The sequence below is a fragment of the Flammeovirga aprica JL-4 genome, from assembly GCF_012844305.1.
In the GTDB taxonomy this organism is placed as follows: Bacteria; Bacteroidota; Bacteroidia; order Cytophagales; family Flammeovirgaceae; genus Flammeovirga; species Flammeovirga aprica.
Genome location: NZ_JABANE010000001.1, coordinates 48,153 through 68,284, shown reverse-complemented (window position 1 = coordinate 68,284; position 20,132 = coordinate 48,153). Strand labels below are relative to the sequence as shown.

Sequence of the window (20,132 nt, the reverse complement as noted above, 5' to 3'; positions counted from 1 at the left end):
TTCCTTAAAATTATTATCAGTCAACAGCTCGAAATTAGTAGATTATTGCGAGAATATGTTAATTTTAAAAAACGCTTTTTTATTAAATCATTATTCTGCCGTTTACAATGCGATTATTACTCATCGTAACTCTATTTTTTCTAAATCTCCTCTCCGTATTTTCTCAAACTCCTATTGCTGACATCAACGCTTGGAGAGAAAAAACAAGAAATACTACTTTCTATAAAATGGAAGTAAGAGAGCGTGGTATTTACAGAATTGATTATGACAACCTAAACTCAGTGGGCTTTCCTGTCTCAACTGCACTTCTGTCTGAGATCAGAATGTTTAGAAGAGGTGAAGAAGTAGCTATTTATATATTCGATGTCAATGGAAATAACAAACTTGATGACACTGATTATATAGAGTTTTATGGTGAACCAAACGATGGAGAAACAGATAAACACCTATTCAGAGATACCAATGATTTTGTCAATCCCTATGAACCTATTTATTCTAGAACCGCTGCATATTTTTTAAGTTCATCAGCTTTATCTGGTGGTGAGGTATTACGTTTCGATGATGATAACACATTTGATCCTACAGGAGCCACAACCGTAGATTATCATTGGTATACAGAAATGTATAGAGATGATTCTTCAGATGCTGCTTTTGATTTGAGAAGATCACTAAGTCAAGGTCCTTCAACCAATACTTTTAGCCGAGACCGTACATCTTTTAGTTCTGCTTTTAGAAGTCCAAGGTCATGGTCTACCTATTACAATAAAGGCAAAACGGGTATTGTCAATTTTCAACTCAAGACAAATGACTTTTACAGCGGTATTTCTGATACTAATTTCAAATTGGAAAGTAGAGTAATGAACTACTCTTATAGAACAGCAAATATTGATTTCCGTGTTGGAAGCTCTGCAGACAATACCTCAAGTAAAAATACACAATCTGTCAACAGATATGATGTCACAACTAACATCAGCGTACAACTATCTGACACTGATTTTGCCAATGGAAGCACTTCTGTGTTGCTTGTCGATAATTTTAATGGAGAAGGGGCTGATTTCAATCAGATGGGTGTACTGTATTTCAACCTCACCTATCCTCAAGCCCACTCTTGGATTGGAACAGATCCTATAGACGTTGCTTTTTCGCTATATCCAACTTCAAAAAAAATTATTTCAGCACCGCTTAACAATGGTAATTTTTATAACATCAGTAACCCTAGACAACCTGCTTTATTACAAAAAAACAGGTCAGGCCAAAGGGATCAGTCTATCGTCGAAAATACAAATGGTCAAAAAGTAGACCTTTACTATAGCAACGGATTCAAAAATGTAATTTCCTTAGCGAAAGCTGAATTCGAATTTGTAGACAATAACCTCGCCTATGATTACTTGATTATTTCACATCCTGAATTAAGACAGCCAACTCAAAATTCAACTGATCCTGTGAAAGCTTATGTTGATTATAGACGTAGTGGAATGGGAGGCGATAGAAATGCCTACGCCGCTGATATTCTTAAACTCTATAATACTTTCTCATGGGGAGAACAAAACCCTATTGCTATCAGAAACTGTATCGATTTATTACGGTCGAGGCAACTAGAATATGTGCTTATTTTGGGCAAAGGTTTAGATTTTGATGATGGTGACAGAAATGGAAACAGCAAAGTAGACCCTTTCGAAATTACTCCTGCTGGGGGAAGAGCATCTAATTATGTCCCTTCCTATGGATATCCTGCCGCAGATAATGCCTATATGATGGGATTTGATGGAAAAGAAGCAAATATTTTACCCATAGGCAGAATCTCCGCTTTTACACCTCAAATCATTGAAGATTACCTTAACAAGGTAAGAGAGCATGAGCAATTGGAATTTAATGAGCTTTGGAGGAAGCGAGCTTTGCACTTAAGTGGTGGTGCGGATTTATCTCAGCAAGAAAATTTCAGAAAGGTCATTGATCAATACACAGCTATTTTTACGGATACTTTAGAGGGAGGAAGTGTTATTACAATTAGTAGACAAAGCGACGGTGCAATTGAAACCATAGATGTATCTGATGCTGTAAATGATGGTATAGCTTTAATGACATTTTACGGGCACTCTTCTGCTCAAGACGCCGATATTGATATTGGTTTGGCAAGTGACGCTTCAAAAGGATATCAAAACCAAGAAAGATATCCGCTTATCAATATGATTGGGTGTGGAGGTGGAAACCTTTTCACAACTCGAAGATCGTGGGGGGAAGATTGGATTGAAACGCCAGAAAAAGGGGCTATTGGATTTGTTGCAAAAAGTGGTTTAGGTAATAGTAGACTTCTTGAAAATTATGGTACTGATTTCTACAACGCTACTTTTAAAGTGGCAATAGGACTTCCTATTGGAGATCATATTCTTCTAGCACAAGAACTGGCTTTTTCTGATGATTTCTCTAGTGCTAATATTGCTATCGTAGAACAAACAGGTCTTCAAGGCGATCCGTTTATTAAGATTTCACCTTCAAAGCCTGATTATGCAATTGCCGATAATAATGTCCTTGTAACACCTCAAAGTAGTGATGGTTTTTCTGTAGATGATAATCTATTTAGAGTTCAAGTAGTAGTCAACAATTTTGGTAAGGCCCTTGGAGACAGAAAAATCTACTTACAAGTAAAAAGAAAATATGGCAATGGTGCTGATTCTTTTAATTCTTTAATCGATAGTGCTGATGCTACTTATCTTTCAGATACACTTTCATTTGAGTTTATCAATTCAGAGGAAGATAAAGTATTAGGAGGAGGAGAAAATATTATAAGTGTTACAGTTGGAACGATACTGAGTGAAAATGAAGTAATTCCTGAAGACAATCTTGAAAACGAAACAGGTAATAATACAGGCTCAGTAAGAGTAACTTTCTCTGATAATACAGTCCGTTTTATACAACCTCTTGACCTTTCTGTTCAACACGATTCTACCATTGACCTTTATGCATTTGATAATACTTTTGAACAAAGAGTTGAAGGTGATTTGATTGAAATTGAAATTTCAAAAGATAGTATTTTCAGTTCTCAAGGGAACCCAATTAAAATTACTAAAGAACCTGAACAGCTTATTCATCATAGCATAAACTTGAGTCTAATACCGGGCTATCTCTCTGATACCACAATCATTTATGCTCGCACCCGAATCATCAATCCCACTAGTAAAACGGAATTCCCTTACAACAAAATTTCATTTACCATTATACCAAATAGTTCTGGAGAGGGTTGGAGTCAAAGTAACTATCATCAGATGAGAGACAATCAGCTCACTGCTTTGATTGCTAAAAATGATGAAAACGGAAGCGAAACAGGTAATGTCACATGGGAATTTCCGAATGAAAATAAATTTATTACGGTCAAAACAGGAGGAGCACAAAATACTTTTTATGAAGTAGACATCAATGGAGAAAAAGTGGTTATTAATGGTGAATGCAGAACTAATGGTTCTCTTACATTTATGATTTTTGATCAAGGTTCAGGTGAAGTGATTACCGCTGATGCGTATCAATGGAACAACCGTTTTTGCGGTATTGGCTTCCCTAGTAAAGCCTCTGTTCAATTAGCATCAAGTGACCTTCTTGTATCCAAGTTTCAGGTTTTTGAGTCCATTACCTACTTTGGTCCCAACTCATTATTCGTGGACCCAAAAACTTCCAACTTAAAAGATGGCGATTATGTACTCGCTTTTTCTTCTGGAAACTTTGAGTTCCCATCGGTTCCTACTAATCCCGACAGTGAAGCATATGAAGCCTATTATCTCAACAAAGAAGCAATGCATATTGCAGGTTTTGATACAGCAAAGCTTTACAACCTTGAGCAGGGAGTTCCTTTTATAGCTTGGACACAGTTCAAAGCTTCACCATCAGAGGGACAAACTATTGAAGGCACTGGTACTAATTCTTTTCTTGATCAAAGCTTCACTATTCAGCCCGATGTAAGTCAAGGTATTCTGACCACTTCACCGATAGGAAAAACTAATTTCTTTGAAAGGTTATGGATGGACTTCAGTACCATCTCAGGGGAAATTGCAACAACAATACAGGGGCTCTATTTTAATGAAAATGGATCTCAGATCACAGAAGATTTATATACTTTCCAAGGCGAAACACCTTCTACTGGCCTTGATTTGCAGAACTTAGTTTTTGAAAAGGACAGAGATATCAACGATTATAATTACATAACTCTTAAAACTACTTTAACAGATACTTCTTCTGCAAGAATTCCATCCCAGTTACAACATATCAGGGTTTCTTATGCCACATTGCCGGAAGCTGTGATGACTTATAAAGACATCGCTGATATCACTGATATAAAAGAAGTACAGCAAGGACAAGGTATCGAATATGAGTTCTTATTGAAGAATATTTCAAAACAATCTTTCAAAGAAGAAGTTCCTACTGTACTTACTTATAAAAATGAAAATAAGATCATCACGGATACAATCACTATACCTCCTCTTATTGCAGGAGGTGAATATAATTTTAAAATAAAACCAGATACATGGGGTGATCAACTTACCGGAAATGTGTCTATGTCCTTAGTTACAAATCCAGACATTCAACTTCTTGAAAATTTTTATAACAACAACTCTGTCAATTCTAGATTCAATGTAGGCGTTGACAACACCAACCCTCTCGTTGAAATACTTTTCGATGGACAAAGAATTATAAGCGGAGACATTGTATCTCCTACTTCAGAAGTTTCTATAAGTCTTATTGATGAAAATGAATTTCTAAGGTTGGAAAATCACACCGATGATCCACTGGCTAATTTATTGACTTTATCTATTAAAAATGAAGAGGATGACAGTTTCAATGTATTAGATTCCCTTTTGTTTTCTTTTGAAAATATGGGGAGTAAAAATCACATCATTGCCTCATTACCGCTGAATCAACTAGCGAATACCAATCACATTGATATTGATGGAAATATTAAAGATGGTATTTACACCTTGCAAATTGAAGGTAGGGATGTAACAGGAAATGGTGCTGGCAATGGATCTGTGGAATCTGCAAATCAAAGACCTTATTTACAGATGAAATTTGAAATTAGCAAAGAATCCACTATTACCAATTTCTACCCTTATCCTAATCCTTTTTCTGATAAAGTACGATTTGTTTTCCAAGTCACAGGAATTGAAGTACCCGATCAAATAAAAATTCAAATTATGACGGTTACTGGTAGAGTTGTCAAAGAGATTTTCCAGGATGAACTCGGCCCAATAAGAGTGGGTACTAATATTTCCGAATACGCTTGGGACGGTAGAGATGAATTCGGGGATCAATTGGCCAATGGAGTCTACCTTTATAGAGTAATTATACCTCAAAAAAACAGTGGAGAATATCAGCATAGAAATACTAGTAAAGACAACCTGTTTAAGCACAATATTGGTAAACTATACCTTCTGAAGTAAATCATCAATCTCAATTCTAGATCTTGAGTTTTGATATAAAACAGGTTGAATATTTTTTAGGATGAAAGAGACAATCAACAAACAAACTCACTTTTCCACTGGACTTTTAACGCTTAGTTGTGTCCTTTTTTTCCTCCTTCAAAAAATCATCACTTCACCCAATCACTTTTTATTATTCAAAGGTGGTGATGCCTTAAAAAATTATTTTTTATATGCTTTCGTATCAAAATATGGCAATCTAGAAAATATCAACTTCCCTTTTGGAGAATCTATTTTATATACAGATTCAGTGGTATTACTAAGTAGTATCAATCACTTTATCTCTAAATATTTTGTTGACATTTCAGATTACAGTATTGGTATTTTACATCTAGAAATGCTTGCTGTATTTTTTATAGGGTATACCTATTCCTACAAGATATTTCGTGTTTATAAAATAGATAGAACTACTGCTGTATTATCAAGTTTACTGCTCACTTTAGGCACTCCTTCTAATAGTAGAATTCTCCTACACTTTGGTTTAGTTTTCATAGGACTAATGCCATGTTTGGTTTATTATATCATTACTTTCAAGAATAAAAAAAGACAGAATAGCCTCATCATTTTCCTTATCAACATTGGAGGTTATTTCTTACATGGCTATGTGGGGACATTATTTTCAGGCTTAACCATATTTTATTTTATCACCGAAAGCATCCTCAATAAAAATAAGCATTTCATTTATTCTGCGTTGGGGATCATACCTACTCTGATCTTTACTTCAGCAGTATATTTCACAGATACCAATTTATGGAGGAGTCAGCGTCCTTCAGGGTTATTTGATTACATCATAAATCTTGATAGAATTTCTCCTTTTACGCTTAGGGATGAAGTTTCAATACATGAAAGTTTACTGTTCAATTTCTGGTTTTATAGTCTAGTATTACTTGCTTTTATTTATTTCAAAAAAGTGAAGTTAAAACCTGCACTTCCCTTTTTCATTGTGGGTTTTATTTTTATCGTTTATGGCACTTCTGTATTTCTCCGATTTTCTTTTGTATTAGAATTATTACCAGAACTACAGCAACTTCGTGATTTACAAAGGTTCGGGTGGGTTTCCTATTTTATTATTTCTGTTGGAGTTATACGGGTTTCTTATACCTTCCTCAATAAAAAAATCCTCCTTACCATACTTTGTTTGGGACTTTTAGAATCAATCTATTTTATGGCAAAAGTTGAAGGTGAAATTCAGTACGATAAAAATGTTTTCAATCTTCAATTATATGATTTCGAAGATCAAATAAACACCAATCTCACTTCCTCCATTATTATTCATGCCGATACTACTGTTCACCTAGACCAACTAGCCGATTTACAATATCAACTTGCCTATAAATTCGGTATCTCTCCCATCAATAATTATTTATCAAGGCCCAGTCTTGAGGAGAGAAATATTCAAAAACAATTTACTATTCCTTTTATAAAGCCAAAAAAGCCTTCTATTCTAAATTATATCAATCCTGATGAAGAAGTCATTATTTTAGGAGATACTCTGAAAGAACAATATAAACCTACCCAAATATTCAACCACGCTGTTTATTCATGTAAGCTGAATAAACTGATTCCCCAGCCTGTTTCTTTAGACTCTATAAGAGATAATGCTTTGTATGTTGATTCTTTATCACAAAACAGCTTGTATCATATCAGGAATGAAATAAAAAAAGGGTGGACTGTAGATGCCTTTTTCAAAGGGAAAATTGCTTCAATTCCTATGGATATTTTAGATACTACTAAAGTATATCAACTTAATATATGGCTTTATCATTTTCATCAGGACAGCCTTATTTTTGACAAATTAGTATTATATCAGGGAACAAAAAGAATTTCAGGAATAGAACACCTAAATGAGTATGATGTACTCAGTGAAAAACGGGGGAGATTGAGTATGAATTTTAAAATCCCAAATCATAGTCGTGACTCACTATACTTATTTGCGGAAAGATCTTTTAAACAATCACCTTTTATTATAGACCGATTATCTGAAAAAATAAATGCTCAAAAAAGAAGAAAACAACCACTTGTGTTTAATGAGTTGACGATTTCAGAGATACCTTCCAAAAAAAAGAAGAAAGTAATAGTAACACAGGATAAATAGGCATGAAAAACCGTCCGTCCCAATCGACAACTGTACAACCTACAATCACAGCATTACAGAGTATAAAAGAAATCATCACTCTACTAATAGTATTTTTGAGTTTCCCTTTAAAAAAAGCTACTACTATTAAAGAATAAATAGGGAGAAGAATAATGATGGAATTCATGTTATGTACTAAGGACCAATAAGGCCTTACATGAGACCCAAAGAAGAAGACTTTGATGAAAAATAACTTGATCCAGAATAAAAAATTGAATCTTATAAATTGAATTATTTCAGTCAATGTATCTCCTTTCATATCATCCAATACTAAAAGAGAATCAGAAGTTTGTTTGAGGTAAGGGTATTTAGATAGTACTGAAGTGTAAGCAGATATATTATATATAATATCTCCTTTTATATAATCTGACGGAACTTCGAAGGTCAAAAGCATATATTTTATCAAAGCTATAATTCCTAACAGCAAGAAAGGAATTAATAGTAATTTATATTTTTGATAAGCTTTATTTTTCGATAAAACATTCCAGTATAAAACAACTATTGCGATCAAAACAGATACACCTGTAGGCTTTATAAAGACAACAAATATTGAAAATAGAATACAAACAGTAAGAAGTAACCTACTCCATTTTTCGGATAGATTAAGATAGAAATAGATTAAAGTAATAATGCAGGAAATGTAAAAACTCTCACATAGTATATAGGAGTTCCAACTAATCACTTCCAAATTAAGGATATAAATAACAGCGAGAATAGTTGAAATTTTATATCGTTTTGTAATGATAAATAAAGACTCAAACAATAATAATACTGAAGCAAAAGATAGAATGTATTGAATAGCAATTACAAAATGCAGGTTATCATAAATTGAACGCAGTACAAACAAGAATAATATATATCCTAAATACCAGAAATTATGCCCTTGATACTTAATTAATTCAAATACATTTTCTGATGACTCTAAATATCTTCCTGAATCTGTGACAACCTTTACTCCATATTTATCATAAATCACCATTGACAATATCACATACATGACACTGACAACAGTATAGCCTACCTTTCTAGAATTTAAAAAGTCTATCAATTTCAATTTATCTTACCTCTAGTCAAATAAAAAAAGTACCCTATTGCTAAGGTACTTTATTAATATATTTTTTTTCAAGATGAGATTATATTATAGTCTCAATCCCAAAATCGTAATATCATCACGTTGAGGAATAATACCCATATGTTCATCCAATGCTTTTTCTAATGCTGATTTTTGTTCAAGCATAGGTTTATCCGCATTTTCAGCCAACATATCTATCAATCTGATCTTACCAAACTTCTTACCGTGTTTGTTGTTTTGGTCTTGAAGACCATCCGTAGTTAAGTAAACTGACGATCCTTTCACTACCTCAATCACAGTGTTAGAGAAGCTGATTTTTGATGATTTTCTCTTATGAACACCACCAATTGATTTGTTATCACCTTTGTATTCCAACATCTCAGTACTTCCCGGCTCCATTACATAAAGTGGTCTCTTCGCTCCAGAGAACACAATTCTATCTTCGCCAGTCAATGTTCTTTCAATCATCAATAAACAAACATCCATACCGTCATCATTACTCTTGTTTTCCTGATGAAGGGCGTCAATTACACCTTCGTTCAGCATGTCAAGAATTTTAGCCGGATCATAAACTTGTTTCTGATTGATGATCTCGTTCAGCAATGTGTTACCAATCATGGACATGAAACCACCCGGTACACCGTGACCTGTACAGTCTAATGCTGCAATAAATATTCTTTCAGCTACATCTGTTTTCGAGAAGTTAACAGATGCTAGGTTTTCTTTTCTTTCGTCTATTTTCGAGAACCAGTAGAAGTCACCCGATACAATATCCTTCGGTTTGAAGAAAATGAAGTTCTCCAAAAGTCCTGTCTGCATCTTCGCATTGGAAGGAAGAATGGCTCTTTGGATCGTTTGAGCGTATCGAATACTGTCTGTAATATGTTTGTTCTGGTTTTCAATTTCCTGATAAGCATTCGCATTGGTCAAGGCAATTGCAACATAAGAAGCTAGTGTTCTTAAAATGTTCAATTCGTTTCTTGAGTATGCATTTCTGTCATAACTCTGTACAGTAAGTACACCAAGAGATTTTTCTGTGATCAATGGCAAGTAAACCAATGACTTCGGTATTTCTGATGTTTTAAAATCAGGTGTTTCTCTTAAGAAGTTATCTACTTCGTTTTCATAGTCATTGATTACAATTTCCTCACTTGATTTATAGCACAATACAGAAAGGCTATTTTTCTTGTCCATATCATAACTGAACAACGGTAAGCTCAAACCATTTTCAAGGAAGTTGATGTACTCAATCTTATCATACTTCTCTCTGTAAATACCAATACCAAACACAGCAGCATCCATTAGTGTATTTACATAAGCATAAGCAGTCCAGTTAATTGATTCCAAATCTAGAATAGCGGTAATTTTCTGACCGAATTCCGATAAGACTTGGATATTATCATACGCTTTTTCGATTTGAGTTTTAGCAGATTCAAGAGCATCTCTTTGCTTCTCGATCTCCATTTTCTGGCCTAAAATCTCATCGTTTTTATTTGCGAGTTTCTTGTTTTTACTTCTGTTTTGAATATAACCCGTTACAATCACACCAATAACCACAAAGAGTAATACCATCATAATGATGTATACCTTACGCATGGTCTCCGCCTCTTTGATCTTACTGTCTTGTAATTCTTTTTCACGTTCAAGAAGTTCTAATTCTTGTTCCTTCTGAGTGTTACGGATTTCAGTTTCCTGAATTCTTAATTCATTCAGTTTCTTCGTTTTTACCAGTTGATCAATCTCTTTTGCTTTCTTTTCAGCTTCAAGAGCATTTAGTGTGATTAGAAGTTCCTGTGCTTTTTTATCTTTCTCAAGTTCATTTTGCTTTAACTCAAATTCCTTGATCGATTGTTGTTGCTGTAAAAGCTCAAGGTCTTTTGCCTTACGGGCATTTTCCTCTTCCAGCTTTTTCATTTGAGCCTCAGTCACTTTCTGGTCCATGATCAAAAGGTCAATTTCTTTTTCCTTTTGCTCCGCTGCAATCCTTGCCTCTGTAATCTCCGTCAAACGTCTTCGCTCAGCACCGATGATACTATCTTTCAGTACGTTCAAACTACTGATGGCCTGAAAAGCTTTCTTATAATCATTTGTTTTCACATAATTCTGAGCAATTTTCTTGTAGTTCTTTTCTAATTGCTCATAATCACCAGCCATACGTGCATACTCCGAAGATTTATTAAAGTATTTACGTGCTTCACTGAAACTACCACGGCCTTCATATACAGTCGCTTTATAAGAATACGCTTGTGCGATTGGGCCAGGTTGTCCTTGTTTGATTCTGATATTCAATACTTCGTCATAAGCTCTCAAAGCGTCATTATGACGGAAGTTTTGATTTGATAATGTACCGATATTAATTAATAGGGTCGTATTCTGAACATCAGGCTTACCATATTTTTTATTGATTGCTAGGGCATCATTGAAGTATTTTAGTGCTTTATCACTTTTACCCAACTTCTGGAAACAGTATCCAATATCATTTAGAGGTACGTGAGTACCTTCTTCATCACCTAAAAGCTGTTTGTGCGAAAGGATTTCAAAGTTTACGTCTTTTGCTATTTCATAATTACCTCTTCTCATTTCAATTGAGGCAATTTTAGACAAGGCATTATTGTAGGATTGAAGATCTTCTTTTTTGTTGTTAAGGGCATATTGTCCCTTGTAATATTCAGCACCTTTACGGAAATAGACCAGAGCCTCGTCATAATTTCTCAACAAAAGATAAGAGTTACCCAATAGGTACCAAATCTCCGTCTGACGCTCCAGGTCATTCATACGCTCGGCTACGCGCAATGCTTTCTTTTCGAAATCGATGGCATTTTCATAAATACCCCAATCCTGATACAAGAAACACATCTCGCCATAAGCGTCGTATAAAGGGATGTCTTCATTCTCTTGTTCGAAGATCTTGATGGCTTTCAGACCATAGTCAATGGCCACATCAAAATCTCTTCTAAGCTTGTGCATCGTTGAGTACATCATCAATGCTTTTGCTCGACCAAGTTCATAATTTACCTCGCCGGAAATCTTTAAAGCTTTATCAATGCTCTCACGCATTGATGTGAAATTACTTTTGTCTAATTCTAAATGGGCTAACTGGATTAATTTATCAACTTTCGTTCTTCCATTTGGAAGAGTTGATATCTGAGATTTCAACTCATTAATGTCTTGTGCATAAGACTGCATGGAGATGAATAGAAATCCAAAAAGTACTAAAATTAAACGAGTTAATTTTTTTGTTAACATAAACTTCGCTAGTCTAAAATCTTCTTGATAATACCTATATATAAAAAATCAATAGCCGTGATCTTATTAAAAATAAAGGCGGTTTTCTGAATATTCCCTAATGTACGCAACTACTTGCCTATGAACAAAGCTTTTGCTTAAATTTTATTTGTAAAAAATACGCGTATATTCAATTAAATATTAGAATAATCCTATTTTACTAATACATCAAACAGGGGTTCCATTGCCTTTCTGACCACTTTACTTTTACATGAGAAGTTGTTGACGATAATCGTAAATGCAAGCTCATCTCCACCGTTTGTCTTGATATAGCCCGCATAGCTTCTCACTCTCCTCATTGAACCGCTCTTGCCATGAACCTTTCCTTTTGCCTGATTGTTACGGCAAAAATACTTCAATGTTCCTGAGATTCCCGTCACAGCCAGGGAGTTGTAAAAAGTTTTATATTGAGGAGCACTATAAATTTTTTCCAAAACTGACGTCATATGTGAGGCAGAAAAAGCATCAAACGGAGAGAGTCCGCTACCATCCTCCAAATAAATTCCGTCGGTAGTAACACCGATCGTAGACAACTCATTTAGAAGTGTGGAAGTGATACTGTCTGCAACAATAGACCTCGTCTTCTCATTACTAACGTACTTTGCAATGGATTCCGCATATAGATTGATACTTTTTTTATTTGTTCTATTAATTATCCAAGAAAGAGGCTTAGAATTAATCTCTCCTGCCACTTTAGAAGTTGGTACGTTTTCCTTTTGGTACTCTACTTTCAAATTTTCCTTGCTGACCACAATCCCTTGAGAAGATAATGTATCTGCTAATAACCAAACGGCATGATAATCCGGATCAGTCACACCACCTTTCACTCTGAAGTTAGAACGGTGAGGAGGTAGCGTCCCTCTTATAATATGACGGTCGGAATATGGGGCAGAAAATAAAAATGAATTATCACCTGTCCCTTTTTTTCCTGCAGTCACTTCAGAGGTGATATGAAGGTAAGGCGGATGCGGTTCCACTTTATTGATGGAGGCAACGGCACCCGTCGCACCTGTTTTCAAGTACAGCTTAAACATATTATCATTAATATTCAATGACGCCGCACCTACTCCGTAATAATTACCTAAATCTTCCCAAACCCAATTAGGAGGCGTAGTTCTAGTACCATATAAAGAAGCATCTGCTATTATTCCGCCCTTAATTTCTTTCAGAGATGGAAAGGATGCTTTCACAGCACTATCCAACGATAATAATGTAAGCGTAGGATCTCCTCCCCCATGAATAATAAGGTTTCCATCCAACACACCATCCTTAAAATCACCTGTATAGCTTATCTTAGTTTTGAATCTAAAATCCTCTCCCAATTGAAAAAGTCCAGCTGAAGTCGTTAGTAATTTCGTAATTGAAGCGGGCGTTAATGCTCTCTCTGCATCATAACCGTATTCAAATTTATTGCCTTTAATTGATTTGACATGAAAAGAAACAGAGGCTCCTTTCATCCATTCATGCTCTAAAAACTTCTGGAATTCTCCCTCCAGCATTTTATTTTTTGTCTGTGCGTTTACTTGTAAAAATAAAAATTGGAGAATTACACTAAAAAATAATATCTTACTGACTGTGAGAAAGGATGATTTAATTAGATTAGTATTCATGTTTACTTCGTTTATCTCGCAAATTCTAGGTAAATTTGACCATAGAAACAAGTTAGTATAAACTATTTATTTGTTACCATAACAGCGTCGATTAAATAGAAAAAACGTAAAAATTAAATACATAAACATTTGATAGAAAAAGTAATTCCATTAGAAGATGTTACTTTGGTTGACTTTTTAGGTGTTGACAACAGTAATATCAAAGAATTATCAACAGCTTTCCCTCATAGTAAAATCATAGCGAGAGGAAATGAGATTCGTATACAAGGTACGAGTGCTGAAATTATCAAGGTACACAAAGCCATCAATGAATTACTCATTCATTATAAGAAATTTGGAAAAGTGACTGTAGATAATGTCTTGGATTATGTGGAAATGAACGCAGACCTGCATGATGAGGACATTAAAGATGAAATATTACTTTACGGAGCAAAAGGAATTGCCATCCGTCCTAAAACAAGCAATCAGCAGAAACTAGTCAATGCCATCAAGAAAAACGACCTTGTTTTTGCACTTGGGCCTGCCGGTACTGGTAAAACTTATGTAGCTACCGCTTTGGCAGTAAAAGCACTTAAAAACAAGCAGGTAAAACGTATTATCATTTCCAGACCTGCAGTAGAGGCTGGAGAAAGTCTTGGTTTCTTACCGGGTGACTTGAAAGATAAAGTTGATCCTTATTTAAGACCAATCTATGATGCATTGGACGACATGATTCCATCAGAAAAATTAAAGTTCTACATGGAAAACAGAGTCATCGAAATTGCACCTTTGGCTTATATGAGAGGTAGAACACTTTCTAACGCGTTTGTATTGTTAGATGAAGCACAAAACACAACGGAGATGCAAATGAAAATGTTGCTGACACGTTTAGGACCTGACTCAAAAATGGTGATCACGGGTGATGAATCTCAGATTGACTTGCCTCCAAGACAAAGATCAGGTTTAGTGACTGCTTCAAGAATCCTTTCCAATGTGCCTGGCATTAAAGTAATGCACCTGACGCAAAAGGATGTAGTTCGACACCGATTAGTGAAAAGTATTATTTCTGCTTATAAAAAAGTAGAAGATAGAAAAAAAGAAGAAAAAGAGAGTGCTAAGAATGACAATAAATAAAGGTGCAAAAATAACCTTATTATTAATAGCTATAGCATGGCTCCTAAAGAGTATTGAATGGTCTTTAGGAGTCGATCTTTTTCATTTTGGTATTTACCCAAGAAACCGCCTCGGCATTTTCGGTATATTTTTTCATCCCTTCATTCATGGAGGCTTCAAACATCTTTTTTCCAATACCGTCTCATTTGCCATCCTCTGTTTTTCCCTTTATTTCTTTATTCCGAAGATCGCCTCAAGGGTTTTAAGACAGTTGACACTTTATACCGGTATTATGGTATGGCTTTTTGCCAGGCCTTCTTTTCATATTGGAGCAAGCGGTGTGATCTATGGCATTGCCTCGTTTTTGTTCTTTATAGGTATATTTCAGAAAAACCCCGGTTCCTTAATTATCTCACTTTGTATTGCAGTGCTTAATCATGGTATGCTGGTAGGCTTAGTGCCTAACGAAGAAGGCATCTCATGGGAGTCACACCTGTCAGGTTTTATTGTAGGCTGTGTGATGGCTTATTATTACAGGCATGTAGAAACTGAATTCTCTAGAAAGCAAACACTAGAAGTAGAAGATGATTTTTCTTATGAAGGTTATAGAAACTTAGAGAATAAAGAATTTAGGTATAATTATAAGGAAAAGGACTGATTGATCTAATTGACAGGTACAGTTAACCTTTTTTAAAACAATCTTATAATTACAAATTATTTTTTCATCAATCTTCTGTATTATATTTAGGTACCTGTATCTATTTTTTCAAGTACTCTAATATTTTAAAATTAAGCAGGCTGAAACAAGGTGTTATGTAACACCTCATTTTTATAACATCAAACGACAATAAAACCTTAATATGATTTTCAACTTATTTCGGAGATTCAGTCTCCACAGAGGTAGTGCAGAATTTGGGAGGTTGAAGCGTATCATTCTTTACACTTTAATGATCAATGTTCTGTTCGCTATTTTATTTAAATATGTTGAAGCTGTTTCATGGAATGAAGCCATCTGGCAGACTTGGCAAACCGCCACAACTGTTGGGTATGGTAACCGTCCTGCAGAAACATTATTCGGACGTATTATTACAATGACCCTTAGTACTGTGAGTATTGCATTTGTTGGAGCAATGTTCAGTGCTGTATTTGATTATAAAGAATATCACAAAACACAAAAGAAATTAGGCTATATGAAAAATCCATTTAATGATGGGTATGTAATTTTTAACTTCCCTGCCACATCCATCGCTAAAAATTTTATTGAAGAATTAAGAGCTATTGAAAAAGATGTCGGGATCTGTTTTGTGGATAATAACATAGAAGCATTGCCCCTCGAGATTCAAGAAATACCAAATATTCACTTTGTTAAGGGATGCCCTTTACAAAAGAGTACTTATCTAAATGCCAACATCAATCAGAACAAAACCATTATTGTATTCCCTAATGCACAAGATAATTCTTCTGCCGACGGCGCTACAAAAACCACTGTCGATCTGCTGGAACGTTTTGTGACTGAAGGGACAAGGGTTCTTTTTGTATTAGTAGAAAAAGCAAACACATGGATGTTCGAAGATAATAATGCTACTTATATCAACGCTGATTTATCAGTATTAGCCATTGTACAAGAATGTCAGGACCCTTATTCTGCTATGGTTGTAGAAGATTTGCTTTACAATACTAAAGGTGCAAACCCTGTTACAGTGGAAATAAACAGGCTGGAAGGTATGAATTGGATGGATCTTCAGTTAAAAATAATGAAGGCGAGTGTAAGCTTAAAACAGCAGTGTAATGTTATCGCTTTAATACAAAATGGGAAGACAGATGCCTGTCCAAATCCCGAAACTGTACTGAATAAAGGGGATTTATTGTCGATTGCTACTTATTCCAACTTCTCATGGAAGGAGATTGAAAGGGAAATTCTAGTACTACAAGATTGACAATCAATAAGAATCATTTAGAAATCTTCTCGATTATTTTTGCAAATCATTTTCCTTTTTTATAAAACTTGATTATATTTGCGATCCGAAATCATGAATTGAATTTGAAAAAACCTTATTAAAAGGAAAATATAATGATCGAAATTAAAGTAAAAGATAACGAGTCTATCGACCGTGCTCTTAAGCGTTTCAAAAAGAAATTTGAGAGAACAAAAGTATTACGTCAATTACGTGCACGTGCTTACTATGAGAAGCAATCAGTAGCTGACCGTAAAAAAGCTATCAAAACAGCTTACAAAATCAAAATGAGAACTGAGCAAGGTGCTTAATCTCTTTTTTGAGTTCTCAATAAAAGCCCATCAATTTTAGAATTGATGGGCTTTTTGTATGGAAAAATTTTCAAATTCTAAATTTTAAGTGTAATTTAGACACAAGTACTCTTCGAGATATTATAGTGTATAGAGTAATAGTAATTTAATATTTTGAGATTCATAATTTAAATAGAATAGAGCTCCGAAGAGAACGAACAGCAGGTACAATTTATATGACAAAACTCCAATCTTTTTTAACCTATTTAGAATTTGAAAAGAAAGTAAGTTCCCACACACTCACTGCCTATAGAATTGACTTAGAACAATTCCTATCTTTCTTACAGGAGGAAGACAAAGACGTATTACTCGAAAATGCCACTAAAGCAGAAGTGAGAGTTTGGATAGCTTCACTAATGGAAGCTGATTTAAGTCCTAGAAGTATTAATCGGAAAAGCACTTCGCTGAAAAGTTTCTACAAGTATTTAAAACAGTGTGGAATTATAGACATTGACCCTGCCAAGACTGTACATGTTTTAAAAACCTCAAAAAGGATACCGCAGTATGTAAAGCCACAAGAAATGGACAACATGCTCAATGGTGAAGTTTTTGACGACTCTTTTGAAGGAATCAGGGATAAACTGATTTTTGAGTTCCTCTATGGAACCGGACTAAGAGCAAATGAGTTATTAAGCATACAAGTCAATGACCTGGACTTTTATAAAAATACTGTAAAGGTCTTAGGAAAACGTGATAAGGAACGAATCGTTCCATTGCACGCGGTTTTAGTACAACAACTTAAAATTTACCTTAGCAATAGAAAAGAACATCAAAACCCCGATCTATTCCTACTTCAAGACGGTGCCACCTTGAAGTACAGTCAGCTTTACAGCATTGTAAAGCACTACTTGGAGTTGAATACAACAGCAGGAAAAAAAAGTCCACATATTTTAAGACATTCTTTTGCAACAAATATTTTAGAAAAAGGAGCTGCCTTAAATGACGTAAAAGAACTCCTTGGACATGCCAATCTTTCTGCCACTCAGATATATACGCATTCTTCGCTCCAAAGAATGAAAAAAGTACACGCTCAAGCCCACCCTAGAGCAAAGAAAAAAAGGGTTTGACTTCTGAAAAAATGTTGTAAATTCATACAACCAAGTTGGAAAAAAGCCGTAATATAGATTATAAGATAAACGGTAAAATTAATACTTTTAGCAGGGTGTTATCTGACACAATGTTTTGTACAAATGAGAAAATGTACAGCATCTTTTCACAGTTAAAAAATTTTTCATAACACATAAAACTGTAAGAATATGAAACTCGACATCCAATCAATACATTTCACAGCAGATCAGAAATTAATCGATTTTATAGAGGTTAAAATTAATAAATTGGAAACTTTTTATGACCGTTTTACAGGAGGAGAAGTATTCCTAAGGGTAGAAAAAAATGGTGACAACAGTCGAGATAACAAGGTAGTTGAAATCAAGTTACATATTCCAGGAGATATTCTAGTTGCTAAAAAGCATGGTGTATCCTTTGAAGCCGCAACAGATGAAGCCACTGAGTCTTTACGCCGCCAAGTAAAAAAATATAAAGAAAAACTTTTAGATAAATCTGGAGCTTAAGCTCTAGTCACCTCATTTGTAGAAAACGAGGCTAAAAGTTCAATATAAAAAGATGCTAAGGGACAGTTCATTGAAAAGTGAACTGTCTTTTTTATGCATTACGTTTTAAGAATCATCACATCAAACCCTCCCAATAAAAAAACCTCCACATACTGCAAAACAGTAGGGGAGGCTCAGTAAACGAGGATATAAATATTTTTTTTCAACATTGATTAATTCAACGCTCACCGTAATGAATACTTTGGTGCTCACCTTATCAGATTACAATTCCAATAAGGCAAGGATAAAACACGGTATATTCCTCGTTTACCAATACTAAATATTATTAGAGACAGTTGCTAATCCTTTAAGATTGTTTAGTGTTATCTAATATTTATTTGCTTAATACTAAATTCATAATCAAAGATTTAGAGCATTTTTGAAACACAATATAAACTACCTTACCTCATCCCTCTTAATAACTCTTACTTCAAAACTATTTCTTCCTATTCAAAGGCTTGTACTTGGACTGCCTCAGAATCTTTGCCGCATTATCATCTGCCATCAACTCTGCTAAAGTTACTTTAGGATGTGCTCTCATATAGCTGTCCACTATTCTCCATCCTAACCACCTTCCTATTCGCCCAGGGCTATCTCCAGAGATTTCTGATGTAGTTGGTCTGTCATCTACATAACGTTTCACTGTCATACGCTCAGACTTGTACAGCAGTTCATTCTCCACAAAGTGAGACCAAATGTAACCCTCATTATAATTTACTTCTACTAATTGCTGTGCTGTATAGGCCACTTTTATAGTATCTGGCACATATGGCAATACTTCATCAATAAATTCATAGGCTTTACCCCAGGCAATCATATGCGATAAAACTGTTCTGTCATTAGCATTGACTTTGTTGTATCGATTTGAAATGATCTGCATAGTAAAAGGCACCAAATAATCTGGAGAATAGCGCTTGAGGATATACATGGGCACCTCAGGCACTCTGTATGTTGCAGTCTTTCCTTCAAAGTAATCCAAACCTATAACAATAAAATCACCAAAATCTAAGACATCACCACCAAATCCCCAATTGGCAAATCCGGAAATAGAAGTATAGACTTTTGGAGGTTCAAAATCTGGAAAGTGATACTTGATAAATTTAAAAGCTTGCTCAAGCTCCTTTTTTTGCTTCTCAAAATCACCAAAGATTCTATCTGCATCCAGTTTCAAGGTATCATTTTCTGCTTTCTCTCTGAAGTCCCATAGTGCATCGACCAAATAGGCTCTAGAAGGATACAATCCCGCCTGTAAAAAATACTTTTGTTCTATTTCTGGGTTTTCAATCAGGTATTTCACTATTTGATCTTTACTCTCTAAAGCAAAGATTTCCTGCTCCAACCTTCTTACTTCTACTTCTACCTGAATGTCTGACACATCAGGAATCTCTTTCTCATCACTACAGCTTACAAAGGTCAAGGCTAGCAACATCCCTACTAAAAAATGGGAATATATATATCTCATAAAAAATTAGATCTGTTTGATTTGTAAATTCAGCGTTCAAATATAAACAAGTACTAAGATATAATTATCTTATGCTGATTATTATTTCTTCAAAAAG

At 34.8% G+C, this 20,132-nt stretch carries 12 protein-coding genes; 8 read left to right on the top strand and 4 right to left on the bottom strand.

The window, feature by feature from the left end:
* The first annotated feature begins 107 nt into the window (after positions 1 to 107).
* On the top strand, positions 108 to 5,426 hold the full coding sequence (gene porU2 / locus HHU12_RS00300; protein WP_169654164.1) for a putative type IX secretion system sortase PorU2: 5,319 nt from the start codon (positions 108 to 110) through the stop codon (positions 5,424 to 5,426).
* Between the two features lie 61 nt (positions 5,427 to 5,487).
* The gene (locus HHU12_RS00295; protein ID WP_169654163.1) at positions 5,488 to 7,560 is read left to right on the top strand and encodes a hypothetical protein; all 2,073 of its coding nucleotides are present in this window, start codon (positions 5,488 to 5,490) and stop codon (positions 7,558 to 7,560) included.
* Here HHU12_RS00295 and HHU12_RS00290 read toward each other — a convergent pair.
* The 3 genes from HHU12_RS00290 to dacB form a co-directional block, all read right to left on the bottom strand.
* Positions 7,490 to 8,647, bottom strand: a complete 1,158-nt coding sequence (locus HHU12_RS00290; RefSeq protein ID WP_169654162.1) for a hypothetical protein — start codon at positions 8,645 to 8,647, stop codon at positions 7,490 to 7,492. The two genes, HHU12_RS00295 and HHU12_RS00290, sit on opposite strands and share 71 nt — an antisense overlap.
* Positions 8,648 to 8,737: 90 nt before the next feature.
* Complete coding sequence (locus tag HHU12_RS00285; protein WP_169654161.1) at positions 8,738 to 11,917, bottom strand: tetratricopeptide repeat protein; 3,180 nt, start codon at positions 11,915 to 11,917, stop codon at positions 8,738 to 8,740.
* Between the two features lie 191 nt (positions 11,918 to 12,108).
* Positions 12,109 to 13,566, bottom strand: a complete 1,458-nt coding sequence (gene dacB / locus HHU12_RS00280; RefSeq protein ID WP_169654160.1) for a D-alanyl-D-alanine carboxypeptidase/D-alanyl-D-alanine endopeptidase — start codon at positions 13,564 to 13,566, stop codon at positions 12,109 to 12,111.
* Positions 13,567 to 13,695: 129 nt separating this feature from the next.
* Here dacB and HHU12_RS00275 point away from each other — a divergent pair, with 129 nt between their 5' ends.
* The 6 genes from HHU12_RS00275 to hpf all read left to right on the top strand — a co-directional run bounded on the left by HHU12_RS00275 (position 13,696) and on the right by hpf (position 18,534).
* Positions 13,696 to 14,679, top strand: a complete 984-nt coding sequence (locus HHU12_RS00275; RefSeq protein WP_044203052.1) for a PhoH family protein — start codon at positions 13,696 to 13,698, stop codon at positions 14,677 to 14,679.
* Entirely contained in the window at positions 14,666 to 15,316 is a 651-nt protein-coding gene (locus HHU12_RS00270; protein ID WP_169654159.1) for a rhomboid family intramembrane serine protease, read from the top strand. The genes HHU12_RS00275 and HHU12_RS00270 overlap by 14 nt, the downstream gene beginning before the upstream one ends.
* Positions 15,317 to 15,518: 202 nt before the next feature.
* Positions 15,519 to 16,595 carry a potassium channel family protein gene (locus HHU12_RS00265; protein ID WP_169654158.1) on the top strand — a complete coding sequence of 359 codons (1,077 nt, stop codon included), beginning with the start codon at positions 15,519 to 15,521 and terminating at the stop codon, positions 16,593 to 16,595.
* 134 nt (positions 16,596 to 16,729) lie between these two features.
* The gene (gene rpsU / locus HHU12_RS00260; RefSeq protein ID WP_044203046.1) at positions 16,730 to 16,924 is read left to right on the top strand and encodes a 30S ribosomal protein S21; all 195 of its coding nucleotides are present in this window, start codon (positions 16,730 to 16,732) and stop codon (positions 16,922 to 16,924) included.
* A gap of 215 nt (positions 16,925 to 17,139) precedes the next feature.
* The gene (locus HHU12_RS00255) at positions 17,140 to 18,030 is read left to right on the top strand and encodes a tyrosine-type recombinase/integrase (protein ID WP_169654157.1); all 891 of its coding nucleotides are present in this window, start codon (positions 17,140 to 17,142) and stop codon (positions 18,028 to 18,030) included.
* A gap of 189 nt (positions 18,031 to 18,219) precedes the next feature.
* Positions 18,220 to 18,534: a ribosome hibernation-promoting factor, HPF/YfiA family gene (gene hpf, locus HHU12_RS00250; protein WP_169654156.1), complete on the top strand. Its 315-nt coding sequence runs from the start codon at positions 18,220 to 18,222 to the stop codon at positions 18,532 to 18,534.
* Between the two features lie 475 nt (positions 18,535 to 19,009).
* On the opposite strand, the gene gldB is transcribed toward hpf, so the two are convergent.
* Positions 19,010 to 20,035: a gliding motility lipoprotein GldB gene (gene gldB, locus HHU12_RS00245; RefSeq protein WP_169654155.1), complete on the bottom strand. Its 1,026-nt coding sequence runs from the start codon at positions 20,033 to 20,035 to the stop codon at positions 19,010 to 19,012.
* Between the last annotated feature and the right edge of the window lie 97 nt (positions 20,036 to 20,132).

What these genes read in the sequence shown, in the direction of transcription:
- dacB (WP_169654160.1), bottom strand. Translation starts at nt 13,566, where the DNA reads ATGAATACTAATCTAATTAAATCATCCTTTCTCACAGTCAGTAAGATA.
- gldB (WP_169654155.1), bottom strand. Translation starts at nt 20,035, where the DNA reads ATGAGATATATATATTCCCATTTTTTAGTAGGGATGTTGCTAGCCTTG.
- hpf (WP_169654156.1), top strand. Translation starts at nt 18,220, where the DNA reads ATGAAACTCGACATCCAATCAATACATTTCACAGCAGATCAGAAATTA.
- porU2 (WP_169654164.1), top strand. Translation starts at nt 108, where the DNA reads ATGCGATTATTACTCATCGTAACTCTATTTTTTCTAAATCTCCTCTCC.
- HHU12_RS00295 (WP_169654163.1), top strand. Translation starts at nt 5,488, where the DNA reads ATGAAAGAGACAATCAACAAACAAACTCACTTTTCCACTGGACTTTTA.
- HHU12_RS00285 (WP_169654161.1), bottom strand. Translation starts at nt 11,917, where the DNA reads ATGTTAACAAAAAAATTAACTCGTTTAATTTTAGTACTTTTTGGATTT.
- rpsU (WP_044203046.1), top strand. Translation starts at nt 16,730, where the DNA reads ATGATCGAAATTAAAGTAAAAGATAACGAGTCTATCGACCGTGCTCTT.
- HHU12_RS00270 (WP_169654159.1), top strand. Translation starts at nt 14,666, where the DNA reads ATGACAATAAATAAAGGTGCAAAAATAACCTTATTATTAATAGCTATA.
- HHU12_RS00265 (WP_169654158.1), top strand. Translation starts at nt 15,519, where the DNA reads ATGATTTTCAACTTATTTCGGAGATTCAGTCTCCACAGAGGTAGTGCA.
- HHU12_RS00255 (WP_169654157.1), top strand. Translation starts at nt 17,140, where the DNA reads ATGACAAAACTCCAATCTTTTTTAACCTATTTAGAATTTGAAAAGAAA.